The 20,651-nt window shown below is 59.3% G+C and carries 18 protein-coding genes; 13 read left to right on the top strand and 5 right to left on the bottom strand.

Translation table 11 applies throughout. The features are described 5' to 3' along the window. Positions 1-519: 519 nt before the first annotated feature. Positions 520-780: a DUF6514 family protein gene (locus B5F22_RS09380; protein WP_143482226.1), complete on the top strand. Its 261-nt coding sequence runs from the start codon at positions 520-522 to the stop codon at positions 778-780. 48 nt (positions 781-828) lie between these two features. Here B5F22_RS09380 and B5F22_RS09375 read toward each other — a convergent pair whose 3' ends face one another. Continuing rightward, positions 829-1,905, bottom strand: a complete 1,077-nt coding sequence (locus tag B5F22_RS09375) for a hypothetical protein (RefSeq protein WP_242955100.1) — start codon at positions 1,903-1,905, stop codon at positions 829-831. A 170-nt stretch (positions 1,906-2,075) separates the two neighbouring features. Between B5F22_RS09375 and B5F22_RS09370 the strand changes: the two genes are divergently transcribed. From B5F22_RS09370 to leuS, 3 genes are all read left to right on the top strand, one after another. After that, a complete protein-coding gene (locus B5F22_RS09370) occupies positions 2,076-2,891 on the top strand; it encodes an ABC transporter ATP-binding protein (RefSeq protein ID WP_087392360.1) in 816 nt (271 codons plus the stop codon). After that, positions 2,888-3,688, top strand: coding sequence for a hypothetical protein (locus B5F22_RS09365; protein WP_087392359.1), 801 nt, complete (start codon positions 2,888-2,890; stop codon positions 3,686-3,688). The genes B5F22_RS09370 and B5F22_RS09365 overlap by 4 nt, the downstream gene beginning before the upstream one ends. 115 nt (positions 3,689-3,803) lie before the next feature. After that, the gene (gene leuS, locus B5F22_RS09360; protein WP_204210574.1) at positions 3,804-6,242 is read left to right on the top strand and encodes a leucine--tRNA ligase; all 2,439 of its coding nucleotides are present in this window, start codon (positions 3,804-3,806) and stop codon (positions 6,240-6,242) included. 394 nt (positions 6,243-6,636) lie between these two features. On the opposite strand, the gene B5F22_RS09355 is transcribed toward leuS, so the two are convergent. Then, on the bottom strand, positions 6,637-8,625 hold the full coding sequence (locus B5F22_RS09355; RefSeq protein WP_087392357.1) for a transglutaminase domain-containing protein: 1,989 nt from the start codon (positions 8,623-8,625) through the stop codon (positions 6,637-6,639). 337 nt (positions 8,626-8,962) lie between these two features. Here B5F22_RS09355 and rpsU point away from each other — a divergent pair, with 337 nt between their 5' ends. Further along, positions 8,963-9,145 (top strand): 30S ribosomal protein S21, encoded by a 183-nt coding sequence (rpsU, locus tag B5F22_RS09350; RefSeq protein WP_087233076.1) that lies wholly within the window; start codon positions 8,963-8,965, stop codon positions 9,143-9,145. A gap of 43 nt (positions 9,146-9,188) precedes the next feature. Here rpsU and B5F22_RS09345 read toward each other — a convergent pair whose 3' ends face one another. After that, positions 9,189-9,950, bottom strand: a complete 762-nt coding sequence (locus B5F22_RS09345) for a hypothetical protein (protein WP_087392356.1) — start codon at positions 9,948-9,950, stop codon at positions 9,189-9,191. A gap of 253 nt (positions 9,951-10,203) precedes the next feature. On the opposite strand from B5F22_RS09345, the gene B5F22_RS09340 reads away from it, so the two are divergent. The 7 genes from B5F22_RS09340 (at position 10,204) to B5F22_RS09310 (ending at position 16,655) form a co-directional block, all read left to right on the top strand. Next, positions 10,204-10,707, top strand: coding sequence for a YqeG family HAD IIIA-type phosphatase (locus B5F22_RS09340; protein ID WP_087392355.1), 504 nt, complete (start codon positions 10,204-10,206; stop codon positions 10,705-10,707). Beyond that, positions 10,704-11,552 (top strand): TIM barrel protein, encoded by an 849-nt coding sequence (locus tag B5F22_RS09335; RefSeq protein ID WP_087392354.1) that lies wholly within the window; start codon positions 10,704-10,706, stop codon positions 11,550-11,552. Before B5F22_RS09340 ends, B5F22_RS09335 begins: the two co-directional genes overlap by 4 nt. A gap of 17 nt (positions 11,553-11,569) precedes the next feature. After that, positions 11,570-12,637, top strand: a complete 1,068-nt coding sequence (locus B5F22_RS09330; protein ID WP_087392353.1) for a Xaa-Pro peptidase family protein — start codon at positions 11,570-11,572, stop codon at positions 12,635-12,637. Positions 12,638-12,783: 146 nt separating this feature from the next. Beyond that, on the top strand, positions 12,784-13,347 hold the full coding sequence (efp, locus tag B5F22_RS09325) for an elongation factor P (RefSeq protein ID WP_087233097.1): 564 nt from the start codon (positions 12,784-12,786) through the stop codon (positions 13,345-13,347). A 71-nt stretch (positions 13,348-13,418) separates the two neighbouring features. Continuing rightward, on the top strand, positions 13,419-13,883 hold the full coding sequence (locus B5F22_RS09320) for a CD1247 N-terminal domain-containing protein (RefSeq protein ID WP_087234131.1): 465 nt from the start codon (positions 13,419-13,421) through the stop codon (positions 13,881-13,883). A 102-nt stretch (positions 13,884-13,985) separates the two neighbouring features. Beyond that, on the top strand, positions 13,986-14,555 hold the full coding sequence (locus B5F22_RS09315) for a TetR-like C-terminal domain-containing protein (protein WP_087392352.1): 570 nt from the start codon (positions 13,986-13,988) through the stop codon (positions 14,553-14,555). Positions 14,556-14,696: 141 nt separating this feature from the next. Next, entirely contained in the window at positions 14,697-16,655 is a 1,959-nt protein-coding gene (locus B5F22_RS09310; protein ID WP_087392351.1) for an oleate hydratase, read from the top strand. A gap of 85 nt (positions 16,656-16,740) precedes the next feature. Here B5F22_RS09310 and B5F22_RS09305 read toward each other — a convergent pair whose 3' ends face one another. Further along, complete coding sequence (locus B5F22_RS09305; RefSeq protein WP_087392350.1) at positions 16,741-16,995, bottom strand: helix-turn-helix transcriptional regulator; 255 nt, start codon at positions 16,993-16,995, stop codon at positions 16,741-16,743. 105 nt (positions 16,996-17,100) lie between these two features. Here B5F22_RS09305 and B5F22_RS09300 point away from each other — a divergent pair, with 105 nt between their 5' ends. Then, entirely contained in the window at positions 17,101-17,592 is a 492-nt protein-coding gene (locus B5F22_RS09300; protein WP_087392349.1) for an SLOG family protein, read from the top strand. 65 nt (positions 17,593-17,657) lie between these two features. Here the strand turns inward: B5F22_RS09300 and B5F22_RS09295 are convergent, their stop codons facing one another. Further along, a complete protein-coding gene (locus B5F22_RS09295) occupies positions 17,658-20,639 on the bottom strand; it encodes an ABC transporter ATP-binding protein/permease (protein WP_087392348.1) in 2,982 nt (993 codons plus the stop codon). Positions 20,640-20,651 lie beyond the last annotated feature (12 nt).

The raw sequence follows: 20,651 nt of genomic DNA, 5'->3' as shown, positions 1-20,651 counted from the left end.
TTGGACATCTCCAAGGGATGACAGCCCATGGCGGCGTTATCCCCGGGGGCCCCGCACGGCGGGGCGGCGCTTATGCGCCGTACGAGTATTTTCCCATGGGGAAAATCTCGGCGCAGGGGGAATTCACTTTCCCCGAGCATTGAAATCATACAGGGTTCCCACGGAGCTGCGCTCCGTGGGAGAATAACGCCGCGATGATTGGATGCCAGGGGTACTATGAGTACCAGGCTGGCAACACCGCAGGCTGGGACCTGAACGCCAAGGCCAGCCTGGATATCTCCAAGGACCGCTGAGACTTCCACAGAGATTGTGCAAAATGTAGAAAATTCGCCGGATATTTTTGGCACATCCCCGGTGTGGGTTTAGAAGCACTGGTTTTTCCCCCATATCTTGTGGAACTGTCGATGTATGTCGAAATTCACGAACGGTTTTCCTTGCATTTCCAACGTTCTGACTTATACTGTCTCTCAGAGAGAGGAAAGGAGAGGAAGGAAAACATTGGAAACCGGCGAGTTGTTTTTGGAAACCCTGCGTGTGAGAGATGAGGCAGGGGTGGAGCGTTGCTTTGACTACTACATTTTGCTGGAGCACCTGGAGCTGGAGGGCTACTCCGGCGAGAGCTACGGGGTCAAGATTGAGGAGAAGGAGACCGGAGAGGTGGCGGTAGCCCCCGATGTGACCTGCCGCTCCTCGGTCATCTATCAGCTGGCCCAGACCTTGCTGCTGCACCAGGTGACTCCGTGCACCTTGGTGGACGTCATACAGGACTGGCTTTCATAAAAATTGCGTTCTCCGCGGGGAGAACGCAATTTTTTTATGCCTTGATGGTCACTGGGGCAGGGAGAAAATCTCCCCGGCTACCTGGTCGGCAGTTTGATACACCCCATCAAAGTCCACGTGGGGGTTATAGAGAGCCTCCAGATCGTCATGGGCGGCTTTGGCCTGGCGCAGGCCGTCCACAGCCTGGTCCACCAGGGCCTGGGCCACCTTCTGGGCAAAGCGCAGCCGGGGGCGGCTGGAGCGGTACACCTCCCGGTCCACCATGGCGTCCAGGCGCAGGCGGCGGTAGGGGTGGTGGGGCCAGGGCGCAGCGGCGTTGGAGGTGACAAAGGCCAGGGACAGGTCGGGGAAGATGAGGTGGGCCAGGCGTTGGGGGGCCATGGGGTCCGGGCAGGCCACCACCTGGTGCCCGGTGGCCAGTCCGGCGGCCAGGATGGGGGCCAGCAGATCATGGGCCAGGCCGTAGCTGTCCCACAGCTCATACACCCGTCCGGCTTGGGCCTCCACCGTCTCCCACAGGGTGACACTGCCCTGATAGGTGACGGCGGAGAGGAAGCCCTGGTGTTCCACGCCGGGGGCGGCGGCCAGGGGCTTTAACTCCCGGAGGATGATACCCCGGGCCCGCCGGGCCAGCTTTTGGGTGAGCAGGTCGGAGGTGACCCGGTCGTGGACGTCCTCCAGCAGCTCCCCGGCGGCCCCCAGGCAGCGATACACCCGCTTATAGCAGGCAGAGCAGGCCTGCCCGGCGGCGATAATCTCCCCTTTGATGGGCTGTAACCCCTCCCAGGAGTAGAAGCGGCTCAAATCCACATACCGTTCCACCGCTCCCGCGCAGGCGGGCTCCACCACGTGGGGGGCGGTGCCGTCCACAACTGCCACCCCCAGCTGTGGAAGAATCACAGCGTCCAGGGAGTCGGGGTCACCGGAGCAGGGAATTTCGATCACCTCATGTCCGGCGGCCTGGGCGTGGCGTCCCACCCGGCGCATGAGAGAGGATTTTCCGCACCCCGCCCCGCCCTTTAAGATGTACACTGCCCGGTGGCTCTCCGGGTCAGACAGCTGGTGGTACAGGGAAGAAAAGCCCAAAGGGGTGTTGCCACCCAGGAAATATTGAACATTCGGCATTGGTCAGGCCTCCTCGGCAAAAAAGATACATCCCAACCTATGCCAAAGAAAGGGAAGGGGTGAGAGAGAAAGGGGCTTGAAAATTTGAGTCAATCCGGTATAGTGGAGGCAACACCACTGGGACAAACTGGGCCGGGTGCGGCGGCCCTTGGACACAGGGAGGAATATTTATGAATGTCATCTGTGTGGAGCATTTGACCCGGGACTATGGAGGGGGCAAGGGCGTATTCGACGCCACCTTTCAGGTCCAACAGGGGGAAGTTTTTGGCTTTCTAGGCCCCAACGGGGCGGGAAAGACCACCACCATCCGGCACCTGATGGGCTTTTTGCGGCCTCAGGCCGGGGCGTGTACCGTCGCCGGGCTGGACTGCTGGAGGGAGCGGGCCCGCATTCAGGCCCAGCTGGGCTATGTCCCCGGCGAGATCAGCTTTTTTGACGACATGACCGGGGTGGAATACCTCAAATTTCTGGAGCGATACCGGAACCTGCGGGGCAGCAATCGGAAAGGGGAGCTGCTGGACTACTTCCAGCTGGAGCCCAAGGGCAAGATCAAGAAGATGAGCAAGGGTATGAAGCAGAAGCTGGGGCTGGTGGCCGCCCTCATGCACGACCCGGATATCCTGATTTTTGACGAGCCCACCAGTGGCCTGGACCCCCTGATGCAGAGTCGGTTTGTGGACTTGGTGGCATCCGAGAAGAAAAAGGGCAAGACCATCCTCCTCTCCAGCCATATGTTTGAAGAGGTGGAGCGCACCTGTGACCGTATCGGCATCATCCGGGGCGGTAAGATGGTGGCGGTGGACGCGGTGGAGGCTTTGCGGGAGCGGCATCTGCGGTCCTACACCGTCACCCTGGACAGCGAGGCGCAGGCCATTGCCTTTGCCCGGGATTTCCACGGCAGCCGGGAGGGGTGCCGGGTGACGGTGACCACCCGCCAGAGCCTGGAGGAGATTTTCATGGACTACTATGGAGGTGAGCAGGCATGATCAATGGCGCTCTGTATCGGCGTGGCATGAAGGGCAGTGTGAAGCTGCTGCTGATTGTAGCGGCGGTGCTGGCCATGTATGTGGTCATCATCGTCAGCATGTACGAGCCGGAGATGGCCAAGCTGCTGGACAGCTATGTGGAGCTGATGCCGGAGATCATGGCGGCAGTGGGCATGACGGCGGGGGCCACCAGCCTCATGGGCTTTCTGTGTTCCTATCTGTACGGCTTCCTCCTCCTTATCTTCCCCATGCTCTTTTGCATCCTCCGGGGAAACGGCCTGGTGGCCAAGTACGTGGACGACAGCTCTATGGTGTCCCTGTTGTCGGCTCCGGTGCGGCGCAGCACCATCGCCCTGACCCAGGGGGCGGTGATGGTGAGCGGGACCCTCATTTTGACGGTGTACATCACCGTTCTGGAGTGGTTCAGCGGGGAATACTACTTCCCCAGGCAGCTGGACCTGGGAGAGCTGTTGCAGGTCAACGCCGGGCTCTTCTGTCTCCACCTGTGCCTGGGCGGTATCTGCTTTTTTGCCTCCTGCCTGTTCTCTGAGATCAGGTACAGCTTGGGTGTGGGGGCGGGCCTGCCCATTTTGATGTATGTGTTCCAGATGATGGCCAACATGGGAGGCAAGGCGGAGAACGCCAAGTATTTCACCGTGTTCACCCTTTTCCAGCCCGAGAAGCTGGCGGCAGGGGAGAGCGGCGCTGTGGCGGGGGCCCTGGTGCTGCTGGCCCTGGGAATTGTCCTGTATGGGGCGGCGGTGGCGGTGTTTACCCGCAAGGATTTACACATCTAATCGGGAGAAGTCGCAGTTGAAAAGAGCTGGAAAATACGGTATAATCAAAGGACTGTGAAACTTCTCCCCCTTTGGGGAGGTCAGATATTACTCTTGGGAGCCCAGCTCCCGTGGAATGGAAGTGTGGAAGTTGAAGTACGATTTTGCCAACATCGAGCCCAAATGGCAGAAGAAGTGGGAGGACGCTAAGGTCTATGCCGCCCACGACAACAGCGACAAAAAGAAGTTTTATGGCCTGGTGGAGTTCCCCTACCCCTCCGGCCAGGGCCTGCACGTGGGCCATCCCCGGCCCTATACCGCCATGGACATCGTCTGCCGCAAAAAGCGCATGGACGGCTACAATGTCCTGTTCCCCATGGGCTTTGATGCCTTCGGTCTGCCCACCGAGAACTACGCCATCAAAAACCACATTCACCCCGCCAAGGTGACCCATGATAACATCCAGAATTTTACCAGCCAGCTGAAAATGCTGGGCTTTGGCTTTGACTGGGACCGGGTCATCGACACCACCGACCCCAAGTACTACAAGTGGACCCAGTGGATTTTCCTCCAGCTGTACAAGCACGGCTTGGCCTACAAGGCCACCATGCCCGTGAACTGGTGTACCTCCTGTAAGTGCGTGCTGGCCAACGAGGAAGTGGTGGACGGCGTGTGCGAGCGCTGCGGCGCCCCCGTCATCCGCAAGGAGAAGAGCCAGTGGATGCTGAAGATCACCGAGTACGCCCAGCGCCTCATTGACGACCTGGACGAGGTGGACTTCATCGAGCGGGTGAAGACCCAGCAGCGCAACTGGATTGGCCGCTCCACTGGTGCGGAGGTCACCTTCCACTCCACCAACGGTGACCCCATCGTGGTGTTCACCACCCGCCCCGACACCCTGTTCGGCGCCACCTACATGGTGCTGGCTCCTGAGCATGCCCTGGTGGCCGAGTGGAAGGAGAAGGGCCTTTTGAAGAACGTGGAGGACGTGGAGGCCTATCAGCGGGCCGCCGCTGCCAAGTCCGACCTGGAGCGCGCCGAGCTGAGCAAGGAGAAGACCGGTGTGAAGCTGGACGGCGTGGCGGGCATCAACCCCGTCAACGGCAAGGAGATTCCCATCTTCATTTCCGACTATGTTCTCTCCACCTACGGCACCGGTGCCATCATGGCCGTGCCCGCCCACGACGACCGTGACTGGGCCTTTGCCAAGAAGTTCGGCTGTGAGATCATCGAGGTGGTATCCGGCGGCGAGGACGTGCAGAAGGCCGCCTTTACCGCCAAGGACGAGACCGGCATCATGGTCAACTCCGACTTCCTCAACGGCCTGACCGTGAAGGATGCGATCCCCACCATCACCAAGTGGCTGGAGGAGAAGGGCATCGGCGAGGCCAAGGTCAACTACAAGCTCCGTGACTGGGTGTTCTCCCGTCAGCGTTACTGGGGCGAGCCCATCCCCATGGTGTGGTGTGACAAGTGCGGCTGGGAGCCTCTGCCCGAGGACCAGCTGCCCCTGCTGCTGCCCGACGTAGACAGCTACGAGCCCACCGACGACGGCGAGTCCCCCCTGTCCAAGATGACCGACTGGGTGAACACCACCTGCCCCAAGTGCGGTGGCCCTGCCCGTCGGGAGACTGACACCATGCCCCAGTGGGCTGGCTCCAGCTGGTACTACCTGCGCTATATGGACCCCCACAACGACAAGGTCCTGGCCTCCAAGGAGGCTCTGGACTACTGGTCCCCCGTGGACTGGTACAACGGCGGCATGGAGCACACCACTCTGCATCTGCTCTACTCCCGCTTCTGGCACAAGTTCCTCTACGACATCGGCGTGGTGCCCACCAAGGAGCCCTATCAGAAGCGCACCAGCCACGGCATGATTTTGGGCGAGGGCGGCGAGAAGATGTCCAAGTCCCGGGGCAACGTGGTCAACCCCAACGACATCGTGGCCCAGTACGGCGCCGACACCCTGCGCCTGTATATCATGTTCATCGGCGACTTCGAGCAGGCCGCTGTGTGGTCGGACAACGCCGTGAAGGGCTGTAAGCGCTTCCTGGACAAGGTGTGGAACCTGGCCGAGAGCTGCAAGGACGACGAGAATCAGTCCGAGGCCAACGCCGCCTCCCTGCACAAGTGCATCAAAAAGGTGGCTGACGACATCGAGGGCATGAAGTTCAACACCGCCATTGCCGCCATGATGAGCCTGGTCAACGAGTTTGGCCAGAACGGCTGCACCAAGGGCGACATGAAGGCCCTCATCACCATGCTGTCCCCCTTCGCTCCCCACATCGCCGAGGAGCTGTGGGAGATGCTGGGCTACGGCGCTCTGGGCTTTGCCTGCCAGCAGCCCTGGCCTGAGTACGACGAGAGCAAGACCGTGGCCTCTGTCCTCAACCTGGTGGTGCAGGTCAACGGCAAGGTGCGCGCCAACATCCAGGTGCCCGCTGACGCCGACAACGACACCATTGTGGCCGCCGCCCAGACCGACGAGAAGGTCCAGAAGTTCACCCAGGGCATGAACCTGGTGAAGTCCATTGTGGTGCCTGGCCGTCTGGTGAACCTCATCGTCAAGCCCTGATTGAAGTGAATACACGGAGTACTATGGTGCTCTGTATGAAAAAGGAGACACTCACGACCTGTGAGTGTCTCCTTTCAGACTGTCAAAAAAACTCATGTGCATGCAAGAAGGATACATTTTCTTGCATCATCAAAAAGCCCTCGGTAGAGTTTTCCCGCCCGGGGGCGGGAAAATAAATTAAAATCTGTTTTTTCCGGGGACATGCGCATCGGAAAAAACACTTCTCAGCCCGCCAGTGTGGAATCGGGTCGCCCTTTGACCCGATTATGCATGCAGCGGGCTGCAACTTTTCGAAAAAATGCTGGCATTTTTGAGAAGCGTGTCGAACTTCGACACGCTGAAAGGCCGGGACAAGTCAGCTTGTCCCGGCCTGGTTTGATGTAGCGGATTGGGATTACCCGTTGCGGCGCTTCCGGGCCACAGTCAGTCCGCCCAGAGCGGTGGCGCTGGTGAGCAGAACGCCCACCATAGCGGTCAGCTGGCTGGCGTCCCCGGTCTGGGGAACCTGCTCCGGCTTCTGGGTGGCCTGAGGCTTATCGGTGGCCTGAGGCTTATCGGTGGCCTCGGGCTTCTCGCTCTCCTGGGGCTGCTGGGCAGTGAGGCCCTCCATGGCGGCGGCCAGGCGGGCGGCAGCGGCGTCCACAGAGCCCTGGTCGTCCACGCTGATGGTCTCGTCTGCCATCAGGGTTTGCACCGCAGCCAGGGCGGCCTGGAATTCTGCCACGCTCTCGGCGGTGTAGCCGTCCAGGTCGATGTTCTCAGCCTTGCCCAGAAGTTCCTCCAGGTTCTCCTTGTTGGCCTTGAGCCGCTGGGCCAGAATGGCATTCAGCAGGTTGTCGGCCACGGGCTGGATGTCCTCGTCCAGAGCGTCCCCGTTCTCCATCATGGCACGGGCTTCCTCCAGGGCGGTCTCCAGCATGCCCCAGTACTGGGGCACATACTTGTCTTCCACCATGCTCTCAGCCTTGGTGATGAGCTGCTCCAGGGTGCTCTTATCCCCCTGGGTAATGCCCAGGCCCCAAATGCCCTCCAGCAGAGCGTCCCAAGCGGCGTTGACCTCCTCCTGGGTGGGGTTCTCCTTGGCCAGGACCGCCTGGGCGTTGGCCAGAGCCTGCTCGAAGGCCTTTTTGGCAGAGGTGGTGACGCCGTCAGTGGACAGGGTCAGGGCATACGCCACGGTCTTTTCCAGAAGAGTGGTGTTCACCTCTCCCGGCGGGGTGGGAGTCTGGGGGAACTGGTCCATGTCCTTGAGGGTCAGACCGTTGTCGGTGGCGTATTGGGCAGCGGCACTGCCTGCCTGGGCGTAGATGGTGACGTCCTTGCTGTGGAACAGGTCCTTGCCCAGCTGGGTCACCGACGGGGGGATGAGAATGTCTTTGAGGGCGGCATTTTCCCGGAACACACACTCACCCAGGGTGGTCACAGTATCGGGAATCTGGAACTGGGTACGGGTGGCGGCGGCAGGGTAGACCAAGAGCTCTTTGATGTCGTTGTCATAGAGTACCCCGTCCTGAGCGGTGAAGTAGGGGTTGTCCTGGTCCACCGTGATCTGGGTCAGGCTGGTGAAGGAGTCGAAGGCGTAGTCGATGTTGTCAATGTTTTTCAGGGTTTCGGGGAAGGAAATGCTTTGAATTTTGTCGGCAGCCTCATCATTGAACAGCTTGGGTGCCAGGGCGGTAGTGGGGACGTCGTAGAAGGTGTCGGGGATATCCCAGTGGGTCTCGCTGCCCAGGTAGTCGCACACTGCCACGCCATTGTGATAGGTAAAGGCATAGTCGCCCACGGTCTGGTATAGGCTGTCACTGAAATAGGGCTTGTGGTCTTTGCTGAAGGTGTCCACATCGTCGTAGATGGCACCCCAGGTGGAGTCCACAAAAATCCACCCATCCTCCACATACGCCATATTCCAGGCGTGGCCGCCATAGGCGGAGTCGCCGTTGACCAGGATGCAGGGGATCTCCAGGTAGGAGAGCATGGCCTTGGTCAGGTTGGAATAGGCCTGGCAGATGCCCTCCCCTTCAATAAAGGCGGTGTAGGCGTTTTGGTCTTTGACGCTGTTGTCGTAGTCGTAGGCGATGTGCTTGTTGACCCAATCTTTGATGGCAACCACCTTTTCGTAGTCGCTGGACTTGTCCTGGGTGACCTCCACAGCTTTGGCACCGATCTCCTCAAACTGCGGTTGAGTGATGATGATGTCATCGTGGGCCACATAGGTCTCAGGGTTGGTCTGCTCCAGCATGGCCACCAGCTCCTGGTTGGAGCCCTTGATGTGCGCCAAGTCCATTCCTCTGCTCTGGGCAAAGCTGATGCCGGTGCCGCCCAGCCCCAAGGCCAGAACACCGGCCATACAGCCAGCTACAAGTTGTCTTCCGTGCAATTTCATATCAATCTCATTTCCTTTCTCTCAAGGGTGTGTCAATTGTACCATGAAGTGGAAGTGTGCGCAATAGACAAGAAAAGCAGGGGGACCAAGGGGTAAATTGGGAAAATGTGAAATGAAGCCAAAAGATACCCAGAGGGGAAGAGAATCCAGAGAAGGGGCACAGAGAGGGACCAAATGTGAGGTGTAGAAGGGGGAAGAAGAGAGAAAAATTTTTTTATATAAAAATCTAGTTGACAATGGGCTGGATTTTTCATATAATACCACTGTTAAAGCCATACGAAATGGCCCTTAAAGCATCCTGGATGAAGCCGGATGCCTCGGAGGGAGGGAAATATAGATGTCCGAAATTCATGTCCGTGAGGGCGAGTCTCTGGAGAACGCTCTGAAGCGCTTCAAGCGTAGCTGCGCCAAGTCCGGCGTGCTGGCCGAGGTGCGTAAGCGCGAGTTCTATGACAGCCCCAGCGTCAAGCGCCGCAAGAAGAGCGAGGCCGCTCGTAAGAACCGCAAGAAGTACTATTGATAAGCTAAAAGACCGTTGCAGAGTCATCTGCAACGGTCTTTTCCTATGTTGCCAGCACTTGTTCCAGACACCCCTCCACCTCGGGCCCCGGCAGCAGCACCGCCCCCAGGTGCATCTCCCGGGCCAGCTTCACCTTTTCGTGGATGGATTGAGCGGTGTCATAGAGGACAAAGTGGGCCTGTCCTCCGGCGGCCATGTAGGTGTAATAGTGGGCGCACAGCCCACGGTCGTAGAACACCGCCGGTTCCAGCCGCCCCATCTGCTGCTCCAGATGTTGCAGGGAGATGGGGGTTCCCCGGCGCTGGGCGGGGAGGGGGAAGTCCTCTCGCACCCACTCCACCGCCAGGGTGGTGCGGGGGGCCCCGTGGCGCTCCACCGCCTCCTGGAGCCGTCGACGCAGGGTGCCCGCCGTCACCACGGAAGACACCAGCACCCGGCCCCCTGGGGCGAAGGGGGCGAATTGGGGCGGTACGTCCAGGGTCCACCCCTGGGCTTGACAGTTGCGGTCTAAGATATGGACGATGCGCCCAAGACAGCCCACAGGCGCCCCTTCAAAGTCGCAGACAATGCCGGAGTACCCCCGGTGGCGGCACTCCCACAGGATTTGACGACAGCAGGGGATGGGGTCGCCGCTGCCGTCGTGGTCCCGGCAGTCCAGCAGCATCACCCCGCCCCGCAGTTGGGGCGGCAGACGCATTCCCAAAAGTTTTGGGCCCGGCCCGATGCGGTAGGCCATGTGGGTGGGGATGGCTTGGGGATGGGAGAGATTGGCGGAGGGATGGGCCGCCAAGAGAACTTGGGTCATGGTAGGTTCCCCCTTGTGAGTGAAGTGGATTTGTGATAACATGTCCGAGGGGCGATCTGAAAAGTCGAAATCCTTGACTTTTCCAGCAATCAATGCCAGCTACTGCGTTAAAAATACTCGGAATCCATCCAGGATTCCTGCGTTTTTTGCCTTGTATCTGTCTGTTGCTTGTGGAAAATTCGTCGATTTCTTATTTTTCAGATACGCCCTATTGGAATCCTATGCTCTTGTTGAGCAGAATAGAAGGTGAGCTATGCCCTTATTTCGCGCCAGCCACGTGGCTGACAACATATATCAATTGACCGGAGAAGCCCTCCAGCGCCGAGGAATTCGGCTGCTGCTGGCCGACCTGGACAACACCCTGGTGCCCTACGGCGTGCCCCTGCCCGACGAGAAGTTAAAGGCGTGGCGGGACGATCTGGCCGCCCACGGAGTCACCCTCTTTGTGCTGTCCAACAACCGCCATGCCCAACGCCCCTCCACCTTTGCCAATGGGCTGGAGGTGCCCTACATCGGCCACGCCGGGAAGCCCAAGACCCCGTCTTTTTTCAAGGCCATGGAGCAGATGGGGGTGACACCCCAGGAGACCGCCATTGTGGGGGACCAGGTGTTTACCGACGTGCTGGGAGGCAACCGGGCGGGGGTGACCACCATTTTGGTCAAGCCCATCCGTCTGGCGGGCAATCCCGGGCGGTATCTGCGCTACGCCATAGAGGTGCCTTTCCGGCTTCTATCCGCAGGAGGTGAGAAGGTATGAGCGCCAAATTCGGACCTGCGGGCAACGCAGAGAGCTTCCCCTACAAGTCCTCGGTGGACGCCCCCCGCTGGCTGGGCGAGCTGGGCCTGGACTGCTATGAGTACCAGTGCGGCAAAGGGGTGCGGGTGAAAGAGGACACCGCCGTGGCGCTGGGTCGGCAAGCCCAGGAGCACGGTGTGGCCCTGTCTCTCCACGCCCCCTACTTCATCAACCTGGCAAACCCGGACCCGGAGTCCCAGGAGAAAACCATCGGATACATCACTTCCAGCTGCCTGGTGGCGGACCAGATGGGAGCTACCCGGGTGGTCATCCACTCCGGCGCCCTCATGAAGCGCACCCGGGAGGAGGCCATGAACATCGCCCTGCCGTTTCTAAGGAGAATTGTGGCAGTGTGTGAGGACCAGGGCTTTGGACACATCACCCTGTGCCCGGAGACCATGGGCAAGATCAACCAGTTGGGGGACCTGGACGAGGTGCTGCGCCTGTGTCAGGTCCACGAGAGCCTCATCCCCTGTGTGGACTTCGGCCACCTGTACGCCCGCTCTCTGGGCAAGGACGAGGGGGCGGAGGCGGTGGAGCGGATGCTCTCCCGCATGGAGTCCGAGCTGGGCACCGACCGGGCCAGCCGTTTCCACAGCCATTTCTCCCACATTGAATTTACCCCCAACGGGGGCGAGAAGTGTCACCGCACCTTTGACGACGACGGCGGCTATGGCCCCGCCTGGGAGCCCCTGGCCCAGGCCGTGGCAGAGCGAGGGTGGAGCCCCACCTTTATCTGCGAGAGTGCGGGCACCCAGGCGGAGGACGCCTTGACCATGAAACGCATTTATCAGAGTTATCTGTAAAAAGGAGTGTTTATTCCATGAATCACATCAAGAATATTGCCAAGGAACTGCATAATCTGGGCCTGGACGCCATGCTGGTGACCTCCGAGCCCGGCGAGTTCTATGCTATGGGCTTCCACGGGGAGGGCGTGGCCTTCATCACTCCCCAGGAGTGCTGGTACTACACCGACTCCCGGTACATTGAGGCCGCCAACCAGGAGATCACCGGGGCCCACGTGGACGTGCTGCGCTCCGGCCAGAGCTACCGTCAGCTGGTGATGTCCCTGGTGGCCACCCACAACGTGAAAAAGCTGGGCTTTGAGGACGAGGGCATGAACGTACACCAGTACAAGCTGTGGCAGGAGGCCCTGCCCGGGGTGGAGTTGGTGCCCGCTTCCGACCTCCTGACCCGCCTGCGCATGGTCAAGGACGAGGAGGAGCTGGCCGTCATGCGGGAGGCCCAGCGCATCACCGACGAGGCCTTTACCGAGATTTTGAACTATGTGAAGCCCGGTGTCACCGAGAGCGAGATCGCCGCCCGCCTGACCTACATCATGGCCAGCAAGGGCGCCCAGCGCAACTCCTTCGACCCCATCGTGGCCAGCGGTGCCAACGGCTCCAAGCCCCACGCCGTGCCCGGCCTGTCGGTCATCGAGAAGGGCCAGTTTGTCACCATGGACTTCGGCTGTGTGGTGGGTGGCTACTGCTCTGACATGACCCGTACCGTGGCCGTGGGCGAGCCCACCGACGAGATGCGCCTGGTGTATGACACCGTTCTGAAGGCCCAGCTGGCTGGCATTGCCGCCGCCCACGGCGGCGTCACCGGCGATGTGGTGCACAACACCGCCGCCAAGGTGATTGCCGACGCCGGATACGGGGAATACTTCGGACATGGCTTCGGCCACTCCCTGGGCATTGAAATCCACGAGAATCCCCGCTTCTCTCCCTTCTGGACCCAGACCATCCCCTCCGGGGCCACCCTGTCCGCCGAGCCCGGCATCTACCTGCCCGGCAAGTTCGGCGTGCGCATTGAGGATGTGCTGTGGCTGACCGACGAGGGCTGCGTGGACATCACCGCTTCCCCCAAGGATTTGATCATTCTGTAAGCAAATCAGACCCACCCAAGAGTTTTCCCATTTCTCTGTGAGAATTGTGGGTGACCCCCTTGCAAAAAAAGGGGAGATAGGGTATAATACAGTGAATTATACTTTGGATTCCCAAACTTTTATATTGGAGGACGAGACCAATGGCAATGATTACCGCAGGTGATTTCCGCAACGGCGTGACCTTTGAGATGGACGGAAAGGTGATGCAGGTTGTCGAGTTCCAGCACGTCAAGCCCGGTAAGGGCGCCGCTTTCGTGCGTACCAAGATGAAGAACGTCATCACCGGTGCTGTCACCGAGACTTCTTTCAACCCCACTGCTAAGTTCGAGCAGGCCTTCGTGGACCGCAAGGAGATGGAGTACAGCTACAACGATGGCGATCTGTACTACTTCATGGACATGGAGACCTACGACATGCTCCCCGTGAACAAGAGCGTCCTGGGGGACAACTTCAAGTTCGTCAAGGAGAACATGTCCTGCAAGATCATGTCCTACAAGGGCAGCGTGTTCGGCGTGGAGCCCCCCAACTTTGTGGACCTGGAGGTCACTGAGACCGAGCCCGGCATCAAGGGCGACACCGCCACCAACGTCACCAAGCCCGCCACCCTGGAGACCGGCGCTGAGATCAAGGTGCCCCTGTTCATCAACGCTGGCGACCGCATTCGTATTGATACTCGTACCGGCGAGTATATGGAGCGTTGCAAGGGCTAATTTGGCTCAAGGGCTAATTGCCCCACTTCATTCCAACCCATTCAATTTGCACTCTGGAAGGAGATATCATCATGACCATTTCTGAGAAGGTTGCGTATATCCAGGGCATGTTTGACGGCATGGGCCTGGACAAGTCCGAGAGCGGCGAGGCCAAGGTGTTGGCCGAGGTGCTGGACGTCCTGCGTGAGGTCGGCGATCAGCTGGACACCGTGGACGCTACCCTGGACGAGTTTGGTGAGGAGATCGACGCCATTTCTGACGACCTGGCCGACGTGGAGGCCATTGTGGGCGAGGACGACGAGGACGATTGCTGCTGCGCTCACGATTTGGGCTGCGACGACGATCTGGACGACGAGGACTTCTTCGAGGTGGACTGCCCCAACTGCGGGGAGAGCCTGGTGATTGACGACGAAGTGCTGGAGGCCGGCGTCATCGACTGCCCCAAGTGTGGCCAGAAGTTCGCTCTGGACTTTGAGGGCGAGGACGACGAGTGCGGCTGCGGCTGTGACTGCGGTTGCGATCACGACCACGAGTAAGTGGAAGGACGCCTGCCCTACCATGTGAGACATCATACCGCCTGTGTCCCCACGGACACAGGCGGTATGTCTTTATGAGAATGAGCAGAAGGGGGAAGTTCCATGAATGCAACCAAACAGACGCTGTCGGCATCCCTAAAGCGGTGGATGCTGAAAAAGCCGTTGGATAAAATCACGATTCAGGACTTGACCAGCGACTGCGGCATGAGCCGTATGGCGTTTTACTACCACTTCAAGGACATCTACGACCTGGTGGAGTGGACCTGTGTGGAGGACGCCACCCGGGCCCTACAGGGGAAAAAGACCTATGACACCTGGCAGGAGGGGCTGACCCAGATCTTTGAAGCGGTGTTGGAGAACCGCCCCTTTGTGCTCAACGCCTACCGCTGCATCAGCCGGGAGCGCATGGAGCGCTACCTGTTCCAGCTCACCTATGGCCTGATTCGGGGCGTGGTGGATGAAAAAAGCCAGGGACTGGGGATTTCCGAAGAGGATAAGACGTTCATTGCGGATTTCTATAAGTACAGCTTTGTGGGGATTATGCTGGACTGGATTCAAAAGGGCATGGGGGAGGACTACCACACCTTAGCCCATCGGATTAGCCTCACGGTGCAGGGGAATGTGTCCAACTCCATCGCCAATTTTGCAGACCCACACCGGGGAGATAATTAACTTTACAGATGAGGGCGAATGATAAAATTTTTATCATTCGCCCTCATCTGTTTATGGTTTTTTCTTGGGTACGGGGGTAGGATAACACCATCAAGCAGACCTGCCGTAAAAGCGATAATGATAGAAAGGTGGTTATCCTCTATGGATCGAAAGCAAATTACAGCCCTCACCGCTGCCGCAGCCGGACTGGCTGGCACAGGCGCGGCGGTGTTTTTCACCAAGAAGAAGCAGGCGGCCAAGCAGGGCCAGCTCCAGGCCCAGCAGGAGTACCGGAACACCGAGCTGGGAAAGCAGAAGAAAAACAGCAAGGGCATTTACTATACCAAGGGCAACTATGAGGCCTTTGCCCGCCCGGAAAAGCCCCAGGGCGTGGACGAGAAGCACGCCTATCTGGTGGGCAGCGGTCTGGCCAGCCTGGCGGCGGCCTGTTTCCTGGTCCGAGACGGCCAGATGAAGGGGGACCACATCCACATCCTGGAGGCCATGGACGTGGCGGGAGGCGCCTGCGACGGCATCTTTGACCCCAGCCGTGGCTATGTCATGCGGGGCGGCCGGGAGATGGAGGACCACTTCGAGTGCCTGTGGGACCTGTTCCGCTCCATTCCCTCTCTGGAGAAGCCCGGTGCCTCGGTGCTGGACGAGTTTTACTGGCTCAATAAGCACGACCCCAACTACTCTCTGTGCCGTGCCACCGTCAACCGGGGCCAGGACGCCCACACCGACGGACAGTTCCGGCTCAGCCAGAAGGGATGCATGGAGATCGTCAAGCTGTTTTTGACCCCCGACGAGGACTTGTACGACAAGACCATCGAGGATGTGTTTGACGACGAGGTGTTTGAGTCCACCTTCTGGCTGTATTGGCGCACCATGTTCGCCTTTGAAAACTGGCACAGCGCTCTGGAGATGAAGCTGTATTTCCAGCGCTTCATCCACCACATTGCGGGCCTGCCCGATTTCAGTGCCCTGAAGTTTACCCGCTACAACCAGTACGAATCCCTCATTCTCCCCATGCAGAAGTATCTGAAGGATGCCGGAGTGGACTTCCAGTTCGGCACCGAAGTGACCAACGTGCTCTTTGACATCAAGCAGGGCCGCAAGGTGGCCACCGCCATCGAGTGCAAGGTCAAGGGGGTGGAGAAGGGCATTGTGCTCACCGAGCAGGATCTGGTGTTTGTCACCAACGGCTCCTGTACCGAGGGCACCATCTACGGCGACCAGGACCACGCCCCCAATGGGGACGCTCTGGTGCGCACCAGCGGCTGCTGGAACCTGTGGAAGAACATCGCCCGACAGGACCCCGCCTTTGGCCGCCCGGAGAAGTTCTGCTCTGACGTGTCCAAGACCAACTGGGAGTCCGCCACCATCACCACTTTGGATGACAAGATTCTCCCCTATATCACCAACATCTGCAAGCGGGACCCCCGGACCGGCAATGTGGTCACCGGCGGTATCGTCAGCTGCCAGGACTCCAAGTGGCTGCTGAGCTGGACCATCAACCGCCAGGGCCAGTTCCGGGAGCAGGAGCCGGAGAAGGTGTGCGTGTGGGTGTACGGCCTGTTCACCGACGTGCCCGGCGACTACGTGAAAAAGCCCATGAAGGAGTGTACCGGACAGGAGATCACCCAGGAGTGGCTGTACCACCTGGGGGTGCCGGTGGACCAGATTGAAGATCTGGCCCGCAACAGCGCCGTGTGTGTGCCCACCATGATGCCCTATATCACCGCTTTCTTCATGCCCCGGGCCAAGGGCGACCGCCCCGACGTCATCCCCGACGGCTGTGTCAACTTCGCCTTCTTGGGCCAGTTTGCCCAGACCCCTCGGGACACGGTGTTTACCACCGAGTATTCCGTGCGCACCGCCATGGAGGCCGTGTACGGCCTGCTGGGTGTGGACCGTGGCGTGCCCGAAGTGTGGGGCAGCGTGTACGACGTGCGGGAGCTGCTGGAGAGCTCTGTGCGCCTGATGGACGGCAAGTCTCCTCTGGAGGTGGAGCTGCCCGGCCCCGTGAACCTGTTGAAAAAGCCGCTGCTCAAGGCGGTGAAGGGGACGGTGATCGAAAAGGTGCTGCGAGATCACGGTGTCCTGAAAGATGGAATGTAAGAGCCAATTGACCCCATAATAAAATAGACTGGACAACCTGCTTTCGGCTGTCCAGTCTATTTTTTGTTGTGAAATGAGGGGTAAATTATTGCTCTGGGCCTTTTTCACCCATTAGCCAGTTCACCGATACACCCAGCACCCGGGAAAATACCATCAACTCGTAGTCTGTGATGAATCGGTCTCCCGTCTCGATTTTGCTGATGGCTTCCCGCTCTATGGTGACGCCATTGACCTGCATGCGAGCGGCCAAATCGGCTTGGGAGAGGCGCATGGCAGTTCTGGCCTGATGAATCCGATCTCCGGAAATGTTTTTCTTTCCCCCAAAGTCGTAGATTTTCAAGGCATCACCTCCAAGTTGCCTTGACAATACCACTCTTTTTCGTATATTATGTAATAAAGATTTACAACTTATAAATAAATCTCACAAAAAGAGGGAAAGACTCACATGGAAGCCACAGAAAAACGTAGTAAAACCTGCTGTTTTTCGGGACACAGGGAGCTGCCAGCAGAGAAAGTGCAGCAGTTGGCAGCGGAAATTGAGAAGGCGGTCAGGAAACTGATTACAAAGCATGGTGTCTGTTATTTTGGTGTGGGAGGCGCAATTGGTTTTGATACACTAGTGGCAAAAGTCTTGTTCCGAATGCGAAAGAGCGAATTTCCCCAGATCAAAGTAATTTTAGTGTATCCATTTGACGGCTATACCAGGTGGTGGACACGGGAACAAAAACGAGAGTACCGGATGTTGCTCCCGAAATATGATAAGGTTGTGTGCGTGGTAGACCAAGGTGGGAAAGAGGCGTATCTTTTGAGAAACCGTCACCTGGTAGAAGGGTCAAGCTATTGTATTTACTATTGCACTCGGAAAGAGGGCGGTACTGCCTATACAGTGTCATATGCAAAAGCCAGAGGATTGCATATGGTTGGTTTACATGTGTGAGAGAAAAGAGAATATCCCCGCAGGAGGATTGATCCACCTGCGGGGATATTGTTGTTATGTGGGAATTACTCGCTTCTCAGCGCTTCCACCGGGTCCTTCTTGGCGGCCAGACGGGCGGGGATGAGTCCGGCCAGGATGGTGAGGATGGCGCTGATGGCCACCAGGATGGCCCCGCCCACCGGGGGCAGAGCGGCGGAGAGCTCGGTGAGCCCGGTGACGGCGTGGATGGCGGCGTTGATGGGGATGTTCAGCAGCAGCGTCACCACAATGCCCAGCACACCGGCACCCAGACCCACAATGAGGGTCTCAGCATTGAACACCCGGGACACATCCTTTTTGGAGGCACCCACGGCCCGGAGAATGCCGATCTCCTTGGTGCGCTCCAGCACCGAGATATAGGTGATGATGCCGATCATGATGGAGGACACCACCAGAGAGATGGACACAAAGCCGATGAGCAGGTAGCTCACCCCGCTGATGATGTCGGTGATGGAGCTCATGAGCAGGGCCACATAGTCGGTGTAGCTGATCTGGTCCTCCTCGGCCACCTGCTGGTTGTAGGCGGTGATGAGGTCAGCAATCTTGTCCTTCTCCTTAAAGGTATCCGCGTAGAGGCTGATGGAGGAGGGGGACTCCAGGTCGATATAGCCCATCAAATCCAGATTGTCCTGGTAGGTGGAGTCGGAGTGGGTGGGGGGCATATAGTTGTCGTAGAGGTAGACAAACTGCTCCAGGCTCAGTCCCTGGTCATTGGGCCCCTGCTCCACCGCCTGGGCCAGCATGGCGGACAGCTGGGCGGCGGGAAGGGCAGAGAGCTGCTCTTTCGCCGCTGCGGCGTACTGCTCCTTGATCTGGGCGGCCATGGCCTCCTCCACCTGGGCAAACAGCTCCTCGTCGCTCATGCCTGCGATATACTCGTCCAGGGTGGCGGCGTCCACCCCCATCTGGGCGGCGTACTCCTGGGAGATCATCTTCTCGATGTCCTCCCGGGTGATGTTGGCCATCTGGGCGTCTACGGTATCGTCCACATACTGCTGGCTGGGCTGGCTCATGCCGTCCACGTAGGCCTCCGCCTGGGACTGGGCGTCCAGGGTGAGCAGGTACTCCCCAATGGCCTGGGCTTTCTCCTGGTCGGTGGGCTCGGTGTCTCCCTCCTGGCGGAAGGGCAGGTTGGTGATGACGTCGGTGTCGGGGTTGGCCAGCTGATCTTTCACCAGCTGGGAGTCGGCGGTGTGATCAATGGCGTACTGGGTCAGGGCGTTGGTGTAGCCCAGAGAGCCGGACATCATGCCGCCGTTGCTGCCAGACCGGGCCACGCCCACCACCTGCAGGGTAATTCCGGTCTGGTTGCTGTTGTAGAGCATCTCCAGCCCGGTCTGGGTGGCGGACAGGTCGGTGTAGGTGTTGGTGTTGGCGTCGTACTGGTAGCGCTCGTAGGGCAGCAGCAGCTTGAACTGGGTCTGACACAGCTCCTCGTAGCTCCAGCTCTGGTCCTCCACCTCCACCTCTTCGCCGGCCTGGAGGGCGGCCAGGGTCTCGTTCATATCGTCCACGGACACCAGGCCCAGGGCGTAGAGCATCAGATCGGAGACCTGGTTGTTGTCGTCCACAAAGAGAATGACCTGGTTGTACTCCTCGGGCCAGTGGCCGTAGAGCAGTTCGTGCTGGTCCAGCACCTGGGAGGAGACCAGCTGGCCGTCCTCGCCGGGCAGCAGCTCCTGCCACACGTCAAAGCTCTCATACATGGAGCCCATGGAGTTGAAGTAGTCGGTGTAGTCGCCGCCGTACAGAGAGCCCATGGCGGTCTCCATGGCGGACATGACGTCACTTTTCACCACTTTGCCGTCGGGGTCCTTGTTGTAGATGTCAAACTTGAAATCATAGCCATAGTACACCTGGGCCAGGTCGGTGATGCCACCGCCCCCTTCCTCCAGATACTCCTTGAAGGCTTTCAGGTTGTTGGTGACGGTCTCAGCGTTCATCATGGAGTCCATCATGTCGTACATGACATTGGACACGTACACCCGGTCCTCTTCCCGGGGCGCGCCGCTGTCCTCCTCGTCGCTGACCCCCATCAGGGAGGTGAGCATGGAAGTCATATCCACGCTCTCGGCCTCAATGGTGATGGGGTAGCTGGTGAGGGTGTCCTGCTGCACCTTGGTGATATAGGTATTGATGCCCGAGGACAGGGAGAGGATGAGGGCGATGCCGATGATGCCGATGGACCCGGCAAAGGCGGTGAGGAAGGTGCGCCCCTTCTTGGTCATCAGGTTGTTGAGAGACAGGGACAGGGCGGTGGGGAAGGACATGGAGGTCTTTTTCCCCGCCTTGGCCTCCTTGCCGGTGAGGGCGGGGGCGTCCTCCTGGCTCTCATAGGGGTTGGAGTCGGCGATGACCTCGCCGTCTTTCAACTGGATGATGCGGGTGGAGTAGGCCTGGGCCAGCTCCGGGTTGTGGGTGACCATGATGACCAGGCGGTCCTTGGCCACCTCCCGCAGCAGGTCCATCACCTGCACCGAGGTCTCGCTGTCCAGAGCGCCGGTGGGCTCGTCAGCCAGGAGAATGTCCGGGTTGTTGATGAGGGCACGGGCAATGGCCACTCGCTGCATCTGGCCACCGGAGAGCTGGTTGGGCCGCTTGTGCATGTGGTCGGTGAGGCCCACCTGCTCCAGGGCCTCCTTGGCCCGGCGGTGCCGCTCGGCCTTGGACACCCCAGACAGGGTGAGGGCCAGCTCCACGTTGGCCAGGATGGTCTGGTGGGGGATGAGGTTGTAGCTTTGGAAGACAAAGCCCACGGAGTGGTTGCGGTAGGTATCCCAATCGCTGTCGGTGTACTCCTTGGTGGAGCGGCCATTGATGATGAGGTCGCCGCTGGTGTACCGGTCCAGCCCGCCGATGATGTTCAGCGTGGTGGTCTTGCCGCAGCCGGAGGGGCCGAGGATGGAGACGAATTCATTGTCCCGAAACTCCAAGCTCACCCCCCGCAGGGCGTCCACAGACAGGTCTCCTACGGTGTAGGTTTTGCGGATGTTGGTTAGCTTGAGCATAGAAACCTCCTT

The sequence above is a fragment of the Pseudoflavonifractor sp. An187 genome (assembly GCF_002160275.1).
Classification (GTDB): Bacteria; Bacillota; Clostridia; order Oscillospirales; family Oscillospiraceae; genus Enterenecus; species Enterenecus faecium.
This window is presented reverse-complemented; position numbering and strand designations above follow the sequence as displayed.